A 21,172-nucleotide genomic window follows, 5' to 3' on the forward strand; every position below is an offset into this window, starting at 1 on the left:
AGATAACATCATAGGGGCTATTATTTTGTTATCTGTATAAAGTGAAATGTCCAACAAACTCTCTTCCATCATTCTCGTCATTTAGTTTAAGAACATACCAGTAATCACCTGAAGGTAATTCCTCGCCATTGTATCTACCATCCCATTTTTGACCGTAAGTGTATTTCGCAATTACACGACCGTATCTGTCGAAGATAGAGAACTTAAGGTGGTTATAAATATTTGTACATCCAGGACCCCAAGTATCGTTAACTCCGTCACCGTTTGGTGTAAAGTAGTTGTCAAGACAAACGTCTACGTATTCGATGTAGTAATCTTTCGTATCTGTACATCCGTTTTTGTCTCTAACTGTAATTGTATAAGTACCTGTTTTGTAAATTTTGAATTTAGTTTCTGAACTAAAGTTTACACCGTCAATACTGTATACATATTCACCTCCACCGCCTACAGCTGAAGCTGTAATTACGTTCCAAACACCTTTTTCTTCGGCTAATGTTAATTGTAATGGAGCAACAGCAATAATTTCAAACTCAGCAGTATCAGCAGAACATCCGTTTGTATGTCTCACTCTAATGAAGTGCTTACCTGGTGCTATATCAGCAAAGATGTTATTTTGCTGGTACGCTCCAACACCATCCAGACTGTAATCAATTTCATTATGATCTGCATAACCTGGATCAACTTCAACTCTGTTCGCTGCATGATTATTAACACAGTCATAGCTTACCTGGATTGTTGGATTTAATGTTACAGCGTCTGGTAAGATAACATCGATCATGTTTTCACAACCTACTGCATCTTTATAATATACTGTATGTTTACCACCAGATAACCCATTAAACTCAAATTCTGTTTGACCAACTATACCAGCAGTAAACGGACCATTTTCATTATCCAAACTTACGCTGTATGGTGCAGTACCTCCTTTAATCTCGATTGCAAAAGCACCGTCTTTGTCACCAGAACAAATTTCAGGAATTATAGAGCCTGCAATTTCAGAAGCTCTAAGCAATTCTGGTTGTGTAATTGTAATAGTTTCAACAATACTACATCCATTATCATCCTTCACTACTATCTGATATTCTCCTGGTTCTAATTTAGTAAACACGAAGATAGAATCAAATTTATCAAGATCCGGAGAAATTGCATATTGTATTTTTCCAGTTCCACCAGAAGCAATTACTTCTATTTGACCATTGTTTGCTCCAAAACAAGTTACATTTTGCGGATTAAACTTGGCATCAATAGGCGTTGCTGGTTCAGCAATAGTAACTACGTCACTAGTGAAATTACAATCACCACTCACCACACGTACTCTGTAAGTTCCAACTAACAAGTCATCAAATCTACCGTCTGCCTGATCTGGTCTAACAATTCCACCAGAAGTGTTAAGTAATGAGTAAACATAGTTACCAATTCCTCCAATCGCTTCTGCAAGAATAGATGCTGTAGCTTCTCCTTTACATTTCACTATCGCACTAGAAGTGTTAATATCAAGATTAAGCGGAATCAATGCTGGAATCTCAACTTCTTTTACAAATGAAGTACATCCATTAGTATCTGAAATGTAATACTTGTATTTTCCAACTGGTACATCAAATACTGCAGGAGAAGTTGATGTAAACGAACCTAACACTGTAGTTCCGTCTAAGCTGTATGTATAAGAACCTGTTCCTCCTGTAGCACTCAATGTAATTTGTGATAAAGTCAAACATGTTTGATTTCTTGTCACTTTTACATCTCCTTCTACTCTTGTTGGGTTGCTGATTGTAATTTCAGTTGAAGCCGCTTGACAGCTGTATCCATCTGTTACAGTAACAACATATCTTCCCGCTTTTAATCCTGTAAATACTGGATCAATTTGTGGTCCTACGATACTAACTGGATCATCAGAAACTACTGTTAATGTGTATAAGTAGTTACTTCCTTGTCCGCCTGTTGGCTGTGCAACTGTGATAACTCCACTATCATCACCATAACAAGCAAGTACAGATACATTTGCCGAAGCAGATACCGTAATTGGAGCTGGAATAACTAGTGTTTCGCTTGCGCTTACAGTACAATCCTTACCATCTTTCACATTAACTGTGTAAGTACCTGCAGATAATCCGCTGAATGTAGATTGAGTAGAGTAATCTACAACAACCGTAGTTCCATTCATTAACTGATACTGATAATCTGTATCCCATCCTCCTGTTGCTGCAGCCGAAATCTCACCATCACTGTTTCCAGTTACGCAAGTAATATTCGATTTGTTAAGCGTTACGTTTAACGGTGCATTAGGCTGTTCGATAGAGAATACCGTTGTTACAGTACAGTATGGTCTTCCAACTAATGTTGCCTGTACAGTGTACTGACCTGCAGTTAGGTTTGAAATAGTAACCGGACCTGCATTTGTTGATCTTCCTGAACTAGGAACAGGACCAGTAATTACATAATCAAATATTCCTGCATCATTTGTTGGATCTAACTGGTTGTCGACAAAAGTAAGATCAACAATTCCGTCTGCAGTACCGTAACAGATTTTTCCGTTCACAGCTGCGGCTTTAATTTCAAAAGTATTCGCATTGTTTACGTAATGTATCTTCTGAATAGAGCATCCTGTTGCAGGATTTGTAACTGTAATTACATAGTTTCCAATTGTTAATCCAGTGAATACTCCACTTGTATTAGATTGGTTATAAGTATTACCGTCAGTTCCAGCAATGTTATAATTTAAAAGAGCTGGTGTTCCACCTGTACTTGTTACCGTAACTGTAATATCTTCATTAGAGATACAAGTCATTGGTGCATTTACAGTGACATTTACAGCATCTAAACTGATAAATGGATTAATTCTGATCGTTCCTGTTGAAGAACCCATACATCCTTTATCGTCGTATACATTGATAGTATAAGTACCTCCTGTATAGTCAGATTCAGTATATACATTTTCTGCACCTCTTTGAACTGAAATACCATTTTTAAAGAACTCATAAGTAACATAGTTTCCAGAACCTCCTGTAACTGTGTTAACAGTGATTGTTGCATATCTAGAAGTATTAGTTCCAGAAGCACAATTATACTGAGCGATAACTGGAGCACCTACAGTAATTACTTGTGGTTGAGTAACTCTGAAATCTTCAGAATCAACGCAGCCTCTTCCTGAAGTTACTGTTACTGTATAATCACCCGCCTCAAGATTAGCAAATACATTATTTGTCTGAGCTGGTCTATTTACTGCCGCACCTGTCGCTGAAGTTCCAGTTAATGTGTACGTGTAAACAGGATTATCATTTACTCCTGGTGCATTTGGTGCTAGAGTTGCTGTAATTGTTCCGTCTGAACCACCTCTACAAGAAACGTGAGTTCCTGTTAAAGCAAATCCTGTAATAACAGTTGCAGGAGCAATTTCTACTGTAGCATTGAATACACATCCAGTAACAACGTCTCTCACACGGATAATGTGTGTACCAGGCGTAACATTATTAAATACTGCTGGTGTTGTTGTTACTATAACACCTCCATCTAGAGTATATCTGTAATTTGATGTTCCAGAACCTCCAGTAGCAGTAGCTCTAATTACACCGTTGTTTAATGTACAACTTGGTAATGCAGTCACTAATGCCTCAAGCTGTAACGCTGGAGAAATAGTTACTAAAGCTGGAACTGTTACTGTACATGCGTTAGCATCTCTTACTGTTACATCGTAAGTTCCTGCAGCATTTACTGTGAACGTTGGGCTAGTTTGGAAACCATTTCCAATACTATATTCGTAAGGTCCTACACCACTTCCAACTGTTACCGTGAATGTATATTCACCCGCTGCTGTTGGACACTGACTTGCTACACTAGCTGTTAATGCTGATGGTAACGCGTCAGTTGCAATTGTAATTGGAATGAAAGTTTCACAACCTTTAGAATCGATCACATAAGCTCTCCAGCTTGTATTTGTCGCAGGATTCAATACAGCGTTATTACTGTTTGTATAATCCGTAGATGCTGGAACTGCAGTTCCTGGCATAAATGCATACATATAATTTGGAGTTCCTCCGCCAGCAGTTACGCTCACTTTAGCACCTGTATTACAATTTGCATTTACGTTTGTTGTTTGAGTTAAAGTTAATACCGGTGGCTGCGTCACTGCTACAGAAGCAGAAGTTCTACACTGTGTTGTATTATCTACCACTTCAACTGTATAATTACCAACAGGTAAGTTTGTTAACGTAACTACTTTTCCTGTTTGAGTAAGTGTTCCTGTTGTTGGACCTCCAATCAATGTTGCTGTATAAGCACCATTAAAGTTGTCCACATCAAATTTCACAGATCCGTTTGAACCACCATTACAGCTTACGTCGTTTATTAATTGACCTGCGATCGTAATGTTTACTAATGGATCTACTGTATAAGCAGCTTTATCTGTACATCCGTTAGCGTCTGTTACCTGGAAAATGTAAGTACCAGCCGTTAAACCTGTAAATATACCATTAGAAGCACCTGTAACATTTCCTACTGCACTTGCAGGAGAAATTATTTCATAGTGTAATGTTCCAACTCCATTAGAAACTGTTACAGTAACTGTACTAGTAGTACTTGCCGCTGGAGCACAATAAATTGGTGTTCCTGTAACAGTATTAATTACCGGCGGATCTAACGCTGGAATAGTAACTGATACTGGCACTGTCATAACACATCCGTTGGCATCTCTAACATGAGCAATAACTGTTCCTGCTGTTAAAGTTGTGTATGTGTTAGTAGAACTATAATCTGTTCCTCCATTGAAACTATATTGGTAAGGAGATGTTCCTGTTCCTGCTGTCACATTGATTGTAACAACTGCTGCCTGAGCCGCATTTCCTGCTCCACAAGTTAATCCCTGAGTCAATACCGCTGTCGCTGCAAGAGCTGTTGGTTCTGTAATTGTAACATTTAATGTTGCTGAATCACAGTCTTTAGCATCTTTTACAACAATCGTGTAAGCACCCGCTGTTAATCCTGTAAAGATATTTGAACTCTGGAATGCTCCTCCATTGATGCTGTATTGGTATGGTAAAATACCATTTGCAGCTGTAACGATGATGCTTCCGTCGCTTCCTCCTGTACATTTAACATTTGACTGTGTAAATGTAGCTGTTGGTGTTGTTGTCGGTGTAACTACAACTGGGATAGAAACTGCCTGACATCCCTGACTGTCTGATACTTTGAAAGTATAAGTTCCATCTGCTGTCGTTGTATAAGGCGATGTTGCAGGAACATAGATTCCTCCGTTGAAACTAACCTCAAAACCATTATAAGTATTTGTTCCCTGAGTAGCAAGTAAAGTAATTTCTGCTGCTCCTGAACATTTTAAATCTTTTGTTAAAGTAGCTTGTAACAACAATTCCTGGTTCAATGTATAAGGTGTAGATGCGATACAGCCGTTTCCGTCTTTAATATAGAATGTGTAGTTTCCTGGCGCATTCAATACAAAGTTTGGACTTGACTGATAACCGTTTCCAATACTAAACATTGGCGTACCAACATAAGTTCCTGTAATTGTAATATTTACCGGACCTCCTTCATAGCAGTATGGTGCTGTTGATGGTGTAATAATCGGTAAAGCATCTTCAGCTATTGTAATGTCTAATTTGGCAACACATCCATTTGCATCAATTACATAAGCATCCCACGCTGTGTTAACTCCTGGATCTAAAACCGCACTAGCAAAAATATCGTAATCTGCTGCATTTGGAGCAACTCCGTCTTGAACAAACTGATATCTGTAGTTTGGCGTTCCTCCTGCAGCTGCAACTTCTACTTTTGCTCCGAAGTTACAGTTTGCATTTACGTTTGTTACTTCAGTTAAAGTTAATACAGCTGGCTGAGTAACGGTAACTGTAGCAAATGCTGTACAGTTTGTTGTATTATCTGTAACAGTTACTGTATAGTTTCCAGGAACTAATCCTGTAACATTTACTGTATTTCCTGTCTGAGTTAATGTTCCTGTACCTGCTGTTAATGCAGCTGTGTAAGCTGTTCCGAAGTTCGCAACCGTAAAGCGTACTGCTCCGTTTGCATTTCCGTTACAATTTACATTGTTAACCAATTGACCTGCAATTGTAATGTTTGTTACAGGGTCAACTGTATAAGATTCCTGATAAGTACAGCCGTTTGCGTCTGTTACTTGGAATAAATATGTCTCTGGAGTTAATCCGGCAAATGTTGCTGAAGTTTGTTTCGCTACAACAATTGGAGATAAAATCTCGTATTGAAGCGTACCAACTCCATTCTGTACATTACTGATCGTAACGGTACTTGTTGTACTTGCCGCTGGAGCACAATAAATTGGGGTTCCGTTGATATCCATGTCTGTAGGTGCGTTCAACGCTGGAATAGTAACCGATACTGGCACTGTCATAACACATCCGTTAGCATCTCTAACATGAGCAGTAACTGTTCCTGCTGTTAAAGTAGTGTATGTGTTTGTAGAACTGTAATCTGTTCCTCCATTGAAACTGTATTGGTAAGGAGCTGTTCCTGTTCCTGCTGTCACATTGATTGTAACAACTGCTGCCTGAGCCGCATTTCCTGCTCCACAAGTTAATCCTTGAGTCAATACAGCTGTCGCTGCAAGTGCTGATGGTTCTGTAATTGTAACATTTAATGTTGCTGAATCACAGTCTTTAGCATCTTTTACAACAATCGTGTAAGCACCAGCCGTTAATCCTGTAAAGATATTTGAACTCTGGAAGGCTCCTCCGTTGATGCTGTATTGGTATGGTAAAATACCATTTGCAGCTGTAACGATGATGCTTCCGTCGCTTCCTCCTGTACATTTAACATCTGACTGTGTAAATGTAGCTGTTGGTGTTGTTGTCGGTGTAACTACAACTGGGATAGAAACTGCCCCACATCCCTGGCTGTCTGATACTCTGAAAGTATAAGTTCCATCTGCTGTTGTTGTATAAGGCGATGTTGCCGGAACATAGATTCCTCCGTTGAAACTAACCTCAAAACCATTATAAGTATTTGTTCCCTGAGTAGCAAGTAAAGTAATTTCTGCTGCTCCTGAACATTTTAAATCTTTTGTTAAAGTTGCTTGTAACAACAATTCCTGGTTCAATGTATAAGTTGTAGATGCGATACAGCCGTTTCCGTCTTTAATATAGAATGTGTAGTTTCCTGGCGCATTCAATACAAAGTTTGGACTTGACTGATAACCGTTTCCAATACTAAACATTGGCGTACCAACATAAGTTCCTGTAATTGTAATATTTACTGGACCTCCTTCGTAGCAGTATGGTGCTGCTGACGGAGTAATTGTTGGTAAAGCATCTGCTGCTATTGTAATATCCAATTTAGTAAAACATCCATTTGCATCAATTACATAAGCATCCCACTGTGTGTTAACTGCTGGATCTAAAACTGCACTAGCAAAAATATCATAATCTGCTGCATTTGGAGCAACTCCGTCTTGAACAAACTGATATCTGTAGTTTGGTGTTCCACCCGCAGCAACAACTTCTACTTTTGCTCCGAAGTTACAGTTTGCATTTACGTTTGTTACTTCAGTTAAAGTTAATACAGCTGGCTGAGTAACGGTAACTGTAGCAAATGCTGTACAGTTTGTTGTATTATCTGTAACAGTTACTGTATAGTTTCCAGGAACTAATCCTGTAACATTTACTGTATTTCCTGTCTGAGTTAATGTTCCTGTACCTGCTGTTAATGCAGCTGTGTAAGCTGTTCCGAAGTTCGCAACCGTAAAGCGTACTGCTCCGTTTGCATTTCCGTTACAATTTACATTGTTAACCAATTGACCTGCAATTGTAATGTTTGTTACAGGGTCAACTGTATAAGATTCCTGATAAGTACAGCCGTTTGCGTCTGTTACTTGGAATAAATATGTCTCTGGAGTTAATCCGGCAAATGTTGCTGAAGTTTGTTTCGCTACAACAATTGGAGATAAAATCTCGTATTGAAGCGTACCAACTCCATTCTGTACATTACTGATCGTAACGGTACTTGTTGTACTTGCCGCTGGAGCACAATAAATTGGTGTTCCATCGATATCCATGTCTGTCGGTGCGTTCAACGCTGGAACGTTAACTCCATTCGTTAAAGTAAATGGACAATTATGAGCATCTTTCACTAAAACATCAAATGTTGTTCCTGCAAAAGTTTCAAAAGTATTGTCACTTGTATAAGTTGTTCCTCCATCGAAACTGTACTGATAAGGTGCAGTACCATTAGAAGCCGTAACTGTAACGATTGCTTTTGTTGGCGCATTTCCTGTACCACAAGCTAATGGTGCAGTGATTGTTGACGATGCTGTTAAAGCTGTCGGCTGTCCAATAGTTATTGGTGTACTAGAATAAGTACAAGATTTAGCATCTCTCACTGTAATAATGTAAGAAGTACCTGCACTTAATCCTGTAAATACATTAGAAGATTGGAAAATTCCAGTTCCTAATTGATACATATAAGGACCAACACCTGAAGTTACATTTACCGTAATTGTACCGTCAGCACCACCATTACAAGTTACATCTGTTTGAGCAGTTGTAAACACAGCCGCCGGAAGTGGATCCAATCTAAATGTTGTTGTCGCCTGACAAGCTGCTGGCAGCTTAGCATCACTTACTCTAAATGTGTAGTTTCCTAGTGCACTTGTTTGAAGTACATTTGAAGCCATAGTTACATAAGTTCCTCCATTTAGAGAATATTCGTAAGTATAAGCTGTATTATAACCTCCTGTTGCTGTTAATGTAATTTCAGCATTTGGAGTAGCTGTACAATCTAATTCTCTTGTCAATTCAGCATTCAAGAATAGTTGTGGTTTTACTTCAAAAGTAGTAGTCGCAGTACAACCGTTACCATCCTTAATAACCAAAGTATAAACTTTTGCTTCATTGAATGTAAATGTTGGACTTGTTTGGAAAGTACTTCCGTTTACACTATAAGTTGGTGCTCCAACAATTGCAGAATCAACTGTACCTACAATTGTGAATGTGAATGGAGTACCATCGTAACAGAACGCTGCTGGTGCTGTAATCGTAGGATCATCATCTTTGTCTAACGTTACCGTTGCAAATTTAATACAGCCATACGCATCTTTTACATAGGCAGTATAAGTACCTGCATCTCTATTAAATGTGTTTGCACTTGCCCATCCAGCAGTCAACGCCGTTGGAGCAGGATCGGTTGATGGCAATAATAAGTAAGTATATGGCGCTGTACCATCTTTAGCAATAGCGGTAATTACACCTGAATTCGGATTACAGTTTGCGTTTTTAGAAACAGAAGCTGTTATAGACAAATCTATTGCAGATTCTGTAATGTTAAATGTATTTGTAGCAATACTACATCCAGCATTTGTAGCACCAGCTGTTTCTCTAATTACTACAACGTAGTTACCAAAACCTAGTGCTCCAAAATTGTTGATCACAAGATTACCATTTGCTGGAATTGTACCTGTTCCAGTAATTCCAGTACTCACCATTGTGAAAGAATCGTAGATTTCATAGCTGATTGGTGTCGCACTTGGATATGTACTGTTCACAATAAAGCTCACATTACCATTATTGCTTCCTTTACAAGTAATGTTATTAGATGTCAATCCATTAACAGTTAATGTAGAATTTGTAGGAATAGCTACGGTAGATGTTTCATAGTAATAACAACCTGTTCCTGCATCATGTACTATAAAAGTATATTTAACACCTGGTATTAAGTTTGGTATCGTTGTTTTTTTACTTCCTGGATTAGTTCCCGGAGGAGTTCCTACAACGTCTTCATCATACCACGGTAAAGTGGTTGGAGAAGTATAAGTCATTCCTGGACCTGTGTACACAGCAAAATGGAATGGACCGTTACCAACAATACTACCTAAAGATGTAGTATTAATTGCCACCTCTGCTGATCCTAATGTTGAACAGACAGTAGGTGAAGGTGTAACTGTAATATCCAAATCATCAGGAGGAGAAGCTACTAATACGTTTTGCTCAATATTAGAACATCCGTTTGCATCAGTAACAATAATTTGATATAATCCAAAATCTACAACTTCGAAAACGGCTGTTGCACCTGTTTGATTTGAAAATTTCTCATCATAACCATTAACGCCCGTTACGTGATAAGTATAATTAGGTGTTCCACCTGTTACAGTATTAATTGTGATAGACCCTAAAGAAACTCCACCAGCCACACATGTAATTGGAGTAACAGTACGAGTTACTACAATAGGATTCGGCTGATTGATAATAATAGTTTCAGTATCAAAACATCCTCTAGCATCAGTTACAGTAATTGTATAAGTACCCGCTGCTAAACCAGAAGTTTGTGTTCCATAATCTTTTCCTGTAGTTGTGTTTAATACATTGATTACAAATGGAGCTAATCCTTTTGTAGCATCGTATGTCACAGAAATTGCTGCAGTTTCCTCACCGTTGCAATTAATTGCCTGCGTTTGTGTAACACCTGTAATTTCTGGTGTCACCGTAGGAGTTATAATTACAGCTGAAGATGTAGCAGTACAACCTCTTGAATCTGTTACGGTAAATGTATAAGTTCCATCTGTAGTTGTTGTAAATACATTTCCAGCAAATGTTCCTGTATTTGGTGAGCTTGTGTATGTGTATGTCCCATCTCCGCCTGCTGCAGTTAAGGTAACTTGAGCTGCTGCAGGAGCAGAACATGTAATGTCTTTATCTAAAACCGCAGATAATGTTAATGGATTGTTTACAATTACTACGTTACTGTCTGCAGTACAGCCGTTGCCGTCTTTAATTCTAACAGTATAGCTTCCTGGCGTAGTAATAACAAATGTATTGCCTGATTGATATGAAGCACCATTATTTATACTATAGCTTAATGGAGCTACTAAACCAGTACCTGGAGTTGCTGTAATTGTGTAACTTCCTACACCAAAACATTGTCCAGTTGCACTAGCTGTTACTGAAGGGACAGCATCATTTGTAATTGAAATATCTAATTTGAATGAACAATTATTAGCATCTAAGATATAAACATCCCAATTTGGAGTTGCTGGATCTAAGTTTGCTTTATTGTTATTTGAATATGTTCCTGCCGGATCACCATCTGGAACAAATGAATATCTGTAAACTGGTGTTCCACCTGCAGCCGTAACTGTAACTTCTGACGTAGTTACAAAACAGTTTCCATTTACAGCCGCATAAGTAGCTGTTAAAGCAGCCGCAGGCTGATTAATTGTTATAGAAGCATTATCAGAACATCCTGTAGTTTCATCTGTTACAACAATTGCATAAGTACCAGCTGTAAGACCTGCTAAATTAACAGTAGCAGCAGTATTTCCTGTTATAGGAGTTCCGCCGTTAACCGTATAGCTGTAAGAAGAAGTTGCAGCAAAACCAGCAACATCTAATCTAATAGATCCTGTATTTCCTCCATTACAAAGAACATCACTTGTTTTCTTAGCAATTAATGTAATTGGAGTCGCAGGGTTAATAGTAAACGCTTCTGTATAATAACATCCGTTTGCATCGGTAACTTTGAACATATATGTTCCTGGTGCTAACCCTGCAAAGCTGTTTGATGTCTGTTTAGCAATAATTACCGGAGATGGAGCAATTGTTTCGTATTGTAATGCACCTACTCCGTTAGTTGCTGTTAATGTAACTGTCGTAGTTGCAGCATTACAAGTAACCGCTGCTGCCGCGAAAGTTAAATCTGTAGGCGGGTTTAATCTTAATAATGTTCCAGTTCCAGAAACTGTACATCCTTTTGCATCACGAACTTCGTATGAATAATTCTGGTCCGCTCCGTTATCGTTTAATGTCAAGACATTATTTGAACCAAATCCGTTTGAGTTGAAACTGTATTGGTAAGGAGCTGTTCCTGTTCCTGCCGTAACATTTACAGTAACTGTTCCTGCTGCTTTTCCGTTTGATGTGTTACATGTGAATCCAACAACCGCTGTAGCAGCTGCCAATGTTAATGGCTGTGAAATGGTAACTGCAATCGAACCTGTACATCCTTTACCATCTTTTACATAGAATGTATAAGATCCAGCAGCCAATCCTGTAAATACAGGGTTTACTGTAAATCCTGTTGTTGCATTGTTGCTGTAAGTGTAGTTTCCAGATCCGCCTGCACCTGTTAAGGTTACAGAACCGTCTGCATTTCCGTTACATGTTGCTGCAACTGGAGATGCTGTTACTGTAGGGTTTGAAATTGGGTCAACAGTAGCGGTCGCTGTTTTAGAACATCCGTTAGCATCTGTAACCACAAATGTATAAGTATCAGCATTTGCTGCTGTAACTGAATATGTAAAGTTAGCCGCAGTTATTGGAGCACTTGGAGCACTCGCTGCAGCTGAACCTTTCTGAACTGTATAAGTAAATGGTGCTCTTCCGCCTCCAATTGTTACTGTAATAACAGCATTTGGAGTACCAGTACAATCTAATTCTTTTGTAACCTGAGCCCCAGTTGTTAACTGTGGATAAACAACTGTTGCTGCCGGAGCTGATGCAATACAGCCGTTTTTATCCTTAACAGAAACCGTGTAAGATCCAGCCGCTACTGTGAAAGTAGAAAATGATTGGAAGTTTGTTCCATCAATGCTGTATGTTAATGGTGCTAATCCTGTTGCTGCAGCTGTAATGGTAAATGTTGAACCAGAAGCTGTACATTGATTATTAACCGTAACAGCTGTAATTTGAGGTAATGCATCTACAATTACTGTAACTGTTGATTTTACTGTACATCCGTTCGCATCTTTAACATAAACATCCCATACAAGATCTGCTCCTGAATTAGTATCTACTGTTAAAATGTTGCTTCCGTCATATGCCGAACTTGGAACAGTTGATGGGTTTTTCGCGAAAGCGTAAGTATAATTAGGGGTTCCGCCTGAAGCAGTAACTGTAATTTGTGAATTATCATTGTTACAGCTCACATTTGATGCCACAGCTGAAGAAACTGTTAAAGCTGCTGCCGGCTGAGTAAAAGTAATATCCGCAGAACTTGTACATCCTGTAGAACTGTCTGTAACTTGAACTGTATAAGTTCCTGCTGCAGCATTTGTCAATGTCAATACATTGCCAGATTTTGAAACTGTACCTGTATTTGGTGTAATAGTATAAGTATAAGCACCTGCAGTAGCGACTCCTGAAACTGTGTAAGTTCCAGATCCTGTGTTGCCGCCTCTACAAAGTACATCGCTTACTTTGTTTGGTGTTACTACAATTGGAGTAGCAGAGTTAATAGTAAACGCTTCAGTATAGTAACATCCGTTTGCATCGGTAACTTTGAACATATATGTTCCTGGAGCTAATCCAGCAAAACTGTTTGATGTCTGTTTAGCAATAATTACCGGAGATGGAGCAATTGTTTCGTATTGTAATGCACCTACTCCGTTAGTTGCTGTTAATGTAACTGTCGTAGTTGCAGCATTACAAGTAACCGCTGCTGCCGCGAAAGTTAAATCTGTAGGCGGGTTTAATCTTAATAATGTTCCAGTTCCAGAAACTGTACATCCTTTTGCATCACGAACTTCGTATGAATAATTCTGGTCCGCTCCGTTATCGTTTAATGTCAAGACATTATTTGAACCAAATCCGTTTGAGTTGAAACTGTATTGGTAAGGAGCTGTTCCTGTTCCTGCCGTAACATTTACAGTAACTGTTCCTGCTGCTTTTCCGTTTGATGTGTTACATGTGAATCCAACAACTGCTGTAGCAGCTGCCAATGTTAATGGCTGTGAAATGGTAACTGCTACTGAACCTGTACATCCTTTACCATCTTTTACATAGAATGTATAAGATCCAGCAGCCAACCCTGTAAATACAGGGTTTACTGTAAATCCTGTTGTTGCATTGTTGCTGTAAGTGTAGTTTCCAGATCCGCCTGCACCTGTTAAGGTTACAGAACCGTCTGCATTTCCGTTACATGTTGCCGCAACTGGAGATGCTGTTACTGTAGGGTTTGAAATTGGGTCAACAGTAGCGGTCGCTGTTTTAGAACATCCGTTAGCATCTGTAACCACAAATGTATAAGTGTCAGCATTTGCTGCTGTAACTGAATATGTAAAGTTGGCCGCAGTTATTGGAGCACTTGGAGCACTCGCTGCTGCTGAACCTTTCTGAATTGTATAAGTAAATGGTGCTCTTCCGCCTCCAATTGTTACTGTAATAACAGCATTTGGAGTACCAGTACAATCTAATTCTTTTGTAACCTGAGCCCCAGTTGTTAACTGTGGATAAACAACTGTTGCTGCCGGAGCTGATGCAATACAGCCGTTTTTATCCTTAACAGAAACCGTGTAAGATCCAGCCGCTACTGTGAAAGTAGAAGATGATTGGAAGTTTGTTCCATCAATGCTGTACGTTAATGGTGCCAGTCCTGTTGCTGCAGCTGTAATGGTAAATGTTGAACCAGAAGCTGTACATTGATTATTAACCGTAACAGCTGTAATTTGAGGTAATGCATCTACAATTACTGTAACTGTAGATTTTACTGTACATCCGTTCGCATCTTTAACATAAACATCCCATACAAGATCTGCTCCTGAATTAGTGTCTACTGTTAAAATGTTGCTTCCGTCATATGCCGAACTTGGAACAGTTGATGGGTTTTTCGCGAAAGCGTAAGTATAATTAGGGGTTCCGCCTGAAGCAGTAACTGTAATTTGTGAATTATCATTGTTACAGCTCACATTTGATGCCACAGCTGAAGAAACTGTTAAAGCTGCTGCCGGCTGAGTAAAAGTAATATCCGCAGAACTTGTACATCCTGTAGAACTGTCTGTAACTTGAACTGTATAAGTTCCTGCTGCAGCATTTGTCAATGTCAATACATTGCCAGATTTTGAAACTGTACCTGTATTTGGTGTAATAGTATAAGTATAAGCACCTGCAGTCGCAACTCCTGAAACTGTGTAAGTTCCAGATCCTGTGTTGCCGCCTCTACAAAGTACATCGCTTACTTTGTTTGGTGTTACTACAATCGGAGTAGCAGAGTTAATAGTAAACGCTTCATTATAGTAGCATCCGTTTGCGTCTGTAACTCTAAAATTATAAACTCCAGGAGCTAATCCAGCAAAAACGCCTGTTGAATTTGTAGCTGCTGAACCTGCAGGAGATGTAATAGCAAACGTTAATGGAGCAACTCCGTTAGTTGCCGTTGCTGTTACAGTTGTAGTTGCAGCATTACAAGTAACCGCTGCTGCGCTGAAACTTAAATCAGTCGGTGGGTTTAATCTATTTATTGTGATAGTTTGAACTGGTGTTTTACAACCTTGAGCATCTGATACTACGTAAGAGATTGTCTGGTTAGTACCATTATCTGTTACTGATAAAGTACGTGTACTGCTAAATGTTGTACCACCGTCAAAGCTATATTGATATGGCGATGTACCAGTAGTAGGAACTGCAATTGTAACTGTTGCTGCTTGTTTTACATTTGAAGCATCACATGTAAATGTTGTAGCAGAAGCTGTTGCAGTTAAAGTTGTAGGTTGTGTAATAACAACTGTTCCCACAGCAGATTTACAACCTTTGTCGTCCATAACTTGGTAAGAATAACTTCCTGCTGCTAATCCAGTGTAATTAGATTGCGTTACAAAAGTTGTTGGTACTGGTGTAGTTGAACTGCTGTAGAATAAGTAAGTGTAATTTCCAGCACCTCCAGCACCTGATAATTGTACTGATCCTGTAGAAGCACCATTACATGTTGCATCTACTTTCTGAGCAGTTACTGTAGGATTCGTAATTGTATTTACAATTGCGTTTAGTACAACTACGCAGCCTTTTGAATCTGTAATTTCGAAATAATAAGTGTCGGCTGTATTTGCTCCTGTGTATACAAAAGAACTTCCTGTTACAGCAGTACTAGACCCGTATGTACCAGCTCCTTTTCTAACTTTATAGGTAAATGCACTTGTTCCTCCAGTAATGGTAACTGTAATTGAAGCATTTGGAGTTGTAGTACAATTTAATTCTGAAGTAATTTTTGCTTCCCCGCCAAGTTGTGGTGCAATAACAATATTACTAATTGTTGCTGTACAGTTATTACTGTCAGTTACAACAATATTATGTGTTCCAGGACCAACATTCGTAAATGTATTAGAATTCTGAGCTGGTGCTCCGTCTAAACTATAATTTAATGTTCCTGTTCCTGATGCTGTAACGACAAGAGTAGCCTGATTTGTTGTATCATAACATAGATCAGATGTTGCTGCCAATGTTGCTGTAGGAGCCGTTGGTGCGACAACTGTTACTGATGTTGATGCAGTAGATAAACAGCTGTTTGAATCTCTTACCACAACAGTATAAGTTCCTGTTGGAATATTTGTAAAAATAGTACTCGTTTGGAAAGCAGCCACAATAGCAGCGCCATTCATCAATTGGAATTGATATGCTGGAGTTCCACCTGTTGCACCTGCTGTAATTGTTGCTCCTGTAGTACAAGTTGCTTGTTTTGTTACATTAGCCGATGGTGTAATAGCCGTTGGTGCTTTAATAACTTGCGTTAATGGGAAAACACAGCTTGAAGTACTATTATCAAAACGCACTCTAATATTGTACGTTTTGCTTGTTAGTCCTGTAGCAGTTACTGGAGAAACTTTAGAGTTAATCCATGTTGCACCATTATCTAATGAATAATCAAATCCGTATGGAAGGTTAAAGTTTTCTGCTGCAATAGTAACTTCTCCATTATTAGATCCAACACAAGTTAAATCTTTAAATCCAGTGATTGAAGCTGAGAAAGCTTTATTACTATCAATAACGATTGGGAAATTTTTCTGTGCAATACATGATTCTGGAATCTGACGTACCCAGATATCATCTATAAGAACATCATTTCCGTTAAATTCATTACTATAAGATCTAATAACAAAACTTAAATTGTTATATGCTCCTGGATTAAGAGATAACTCTTTATATTCCCATTTTTCTGTTTTTGGTACAACCCAAGGATTAGAAGTATCTGTTGTTGCTACAATTGTTTCTGGACCGCCAACTCCATTTAAGTTATTAACTAATTGAATTGTCAGCTTTGGATCTGCATGTGTAGTTGATGTTTTTACAATCAAGTTTTCTGCCCATAATGAAATAATTACAGGTTGGTTTACAATAACGTCTTTGATTGGTTTACTATATAAAATACCTCCAATACCTGCAGAACCACCAACATTTACACATAAAAATCTTCCTAAAGGATGTGCTGGAAGTGTATGATCTTTTGCAAAAATCCAAGAATTCCCAAAGTTAGTTTTAATAGAACTAGCTACAGCATATTTACCATCATTAATTTGATAATCGTTAAAATCACCACAAGGATATCCAACAGGGTGAGGTGTAGACTCATCTTCAAAACAATAGGCCGGGTTAATACCTGGAGTAGTTGTGTAACCGCCTTTACCAAAATCTTCTTGTAGTAAGTTACTATAAGTTGATACTGTAGTTACATTATATTTTACAGAAACAGTATGATTTCCTGATGGTACGTTAGTAAATACATTATTTGAGATTGGAGTATTGGCAACTCCGTCAAGATAATATTCATAAGAATAATTAGAAGAAGTTCCATTGGTAACCGTAACTGTACTAGTTGCAGTACCATTACAATTAAATACAGGATCTTCTACTTTAATAGTCGGATCAGAAGGTCTAGGATCTAAAATAATGTTATAAGGAATTGTATAAGTACATCCTAAAGCATCTTTAATTACTAAGATATAAGTACCCGGTAAAACATTTTTCTCATTAGAAGTCTGCCAAGTAGCACCACCATCAAAACTATATTGATAAGCAGGTGTTCCTCCTTGAGCATTATTGATTCTTAATTTTCCACCTTGATTAACACCACTGCCATCTGGAAGTGTACAACCCGCTAAAGCCGCAACTCCGGCAGAGGCTGTAAGAGCCGCACTTGGTCCAGTTATAGTAACATTTTCAGTTGGTCCAAAACAGTCTTGTGTAGCCGAATTTGGCCAGTTTGTAATTGGATATGTAATACTGTATTTTACTTTAACCTTATAATTACCTGGTGATAAATTAGAAAATATAGGGCTGGCTTGATAAGTACCTCCATCGTTTATACTATAAGCCATAGTATATCCATTAGCATTTGTCAGGTTGATTCTAATTTCTGAACTTCCGTCATAACAATTACTGTTAGTATGAGTAACGGTGTAAACAGGTGCAGGCAATGAAGCCACTTTTACTGTAATTGTTTTTTCGCAAAGTTTAGAATCACGCACACGAATTACATAATCTCTCGCAGTTGGAGTTAAAATGATAATAGCATTCTGATCAGTATTATCATTTTCAGATGAAGCCTGAGGAGTAGTTGAGCCATCAACAAAGAATGAATAACCGCCGCTTCCTCCGCTTGCTGTAATTTTATATTTTCCTTCACTGCAGGCAGTAAGAGGTGTTATTGCATTTGCAGTAACATTAATTTCTGATGCAGGGTTATTAATATATTTTCCTGTAGATCCTGAACATTCTTTTGTGTTTCCGTTCATTGTATAAACTTCAACAGTATAATATTTACCCGGAGCAGGAGTGAAAGTATAAACGTTTGCTGTAATAGGTCCAACCTGCTGAATTAAGTTGGCTCCATCATAAAGTGCAAAATAATAATTAGAAAAACCAGCAGTAGCACTTACAGTTATACTTCCGTTATCTCCATAACAATTTGGCTGTTCATTAGGGTTTTCTACTTTAGGATCCATTGTTAAAGAAAGAATCTCTATTCTACCCGATTTATAAACGCAAGTATTTGGAACATTTCTAAGTCTGTAGTTAATTACATAAGTTCCTGCCTGCCAAATATCAAAAACATTACTGTTCTGCCAATTTGTTGTTGTGTTAGCACCAACATTCGTTAGGCTGTATTCGTAACCAGTAAGTAACTGCGCAGTAATGTTACCTTTATTATAACAAATAATATTTTTATGAGTTTCTGTAATCGAAACTTCCGTTTTATAAACATTAAAATAATAACGGTTCTGGCAACCATTTACGTTTATAGTAACACGATAATATCCTGCTTCATTGGCTGTAAATAGTGATCCATTTGGTCCGGCCGAAACCCAAGTACAACTTGTTCTTTCATCGGCACAAAGTTCAGATAAATCTGTTGGTCTGGCACATGTAGTTTTTTCCCAGACAATAGTCGCTCCGCTTAAATTCAGGTTAATTGATCTTGAATCATTAGAACCACACAGGTAAATTTTAGGTAATGGCTTACCATCAATTGGACATCCTGTTATTGTTCCATCAGGATTTCTATTATCCGCATAAGTAATAATTGGATTTGATCGCACACCGCCGCCATCTACAACAGTAATAATTTCCTGTAAATCGACACAAGGCGGATTGGCTGTATTATAAACATAATAAGTACCTGGCTGCGTCACAGTAAGGGTCTGACTAGTTCCAATTACTGGTGAACCGGAAGAATTTGTAGACCAGGAATAACTTTTATAACCTCCAGATGCAGAAATCGTCATACTAGATGTACAGATTTCTGTTCTTCTATTTTTACAAGCATCTAATCCAACCAAAAAATTAGTCGATTGAGGCACTATATTACATCCCGTTGTAGAAGAGTAACTACTGTCACCGTAATTGGTATTTGAACCTCCAAGATCACCTACATAAGTTGTTCTTGCTGTATTCTGAATCAAATTAGAACAAGCATCTGTTAATTTAGAACAATCATCTACAACTTTTACCTTAAAACGAATTGTATATTCCGGTGATCTTGTTGGAACAGCGGTAACATAACTATTCGGTATTGTAAATGTTATAGTTCTTGTTGTTGGATTGTATTGAACATAAGAGTTTCCTGCCGCTGTTGTTGGAATAGTCATTCCCGGCGGAAGCTGCATAATGTCTGATGGAAAATTAAAATCTGTATTTATAGGAAGCTGATCTGTAATCGTAAATGATTTCGCATTATCATTTCCTTCATTTTTAAATTTCAATTCATATCGAAGTTCTTCTCCTAGTGTAACATTTTTATTACTTGCATCAACATTATTAATATCTTTTACCCCTTTTGTCAAAACGATTTTTGGTGCAATAATGTCTACCGAAAAAGCAGTAAAATAATAAATAAATACGTCAGTTGTTGTACCCAAGGTAATGGTTGCCTGAGTATCATTATTTTTAATAACATTAGACGAAGGATCAATATCAATTACACCCGTATCAAAACCTAGTGTATTTCTGCTTTTCGGAGTTCTATCAAGATAAATAGAACCTAAGCTGTTGATTGTACTGTTAAAAAAGTTATTAGCATTGCCCACTCTAGGTCTGGTAGGAGGCGTAATAGTTGTTCCGTTTATTTGAAGATAATCTCCGGTATAACCTAAATCTCCCTCAAGAGCAGCAAATGCAAAACGTGCCTGAACTGGACCTGTAGGAATAGTAGTAAAACCTGTAATTACAGTATTATTTGGCCCTCCTCCCTGCTGTCTTGCAGTAAATCCATTAAAAGTAGAAATCGCTTTTGTTGGTAAGCTTGAATCCTCATAAACAATAAAAAGAGACCAGCCAGCAGACAAACCAGTTCCTCCATTCGATCCTTCACTTGAAATTACGTTAGCAACGGTGTAAGTACCATTAGGATTTGTTGCACTCAATAAATTGGTAACATCGGCAAAACAGGCATAAGCCTGAGTATTATCAGGATTAATACCACCAGCACGAGTTGTAATATCATGAATAATCGTTCCAGTAATATCTTGATAGTTACTGTTGGATGTATTAGGAACCTTAAATTTTACTTTCTCAATGTTATTTCTGTTTGTACCGTTTAAAGTAGCAGCCCAATACAATGCCGCATAGGCAACTCTATAACAAGGAGTTCCCGGAGCTCTATTATTAGGTACCGTAAGATTGGCGCTACTTGAACTAAAAATACCCGGTGTTGCTCCGTTGTCGATATTGATATAACGCATATCAAAATTACCGTTCAGACCAGTTCCGTCATAATCACTATTCGGACTTGCAGTAACTTGACCAAATCTATTAGTTTCTCTTCTGTTAAGAATGTTATTTCCAATAACAAGAATATCTCCTTTGAGCTGTGCATTATACTCTCTATCGAATGTCTTTAGATTTTGGGACATTACAATATCGCATTGCAAAAACAACAAAAATAAAATTGCAATTTTTAGAATAGTAGGTTTTTTCATGGTATTTACTTTATTGGGCTT

General features: G+C 38.1%; 1 protein-coding gene. It reads right to left on the minus strand.

Going from position 1 to position 21,172, the window contains the following annotated elements:
• Nucleotides 1–28: 28 nt before the first annotated feature.
• Nucleotides 29–21,151 carry a T9SS type B sorting domain-containing protein gene (locus PQ462_RS23800; RefSeq protein WP_274251868.1) on the minus strand — a complete coding sequence of 7,041 codons (21,123 nt, stop codon included), beginning with the start codon at nucleotides 21,149–21,151 and terminating at the stop codon, nucleotides 29–31.
• Between the last annotated feature and the right edge of the window lie 21 nt (nucleotides 21,152–21,172).

Origin of the sequence: Flavobacterium sp. KACC 22758, assembly GCF_028736135.1 — a bacterium.
GTDB lineage: Bacteria > Bacteroidota > Bacteroidia > Flavobacteriales > Flavobacteriaceae > Flavobacterium > Flavobacterium johnsoniae.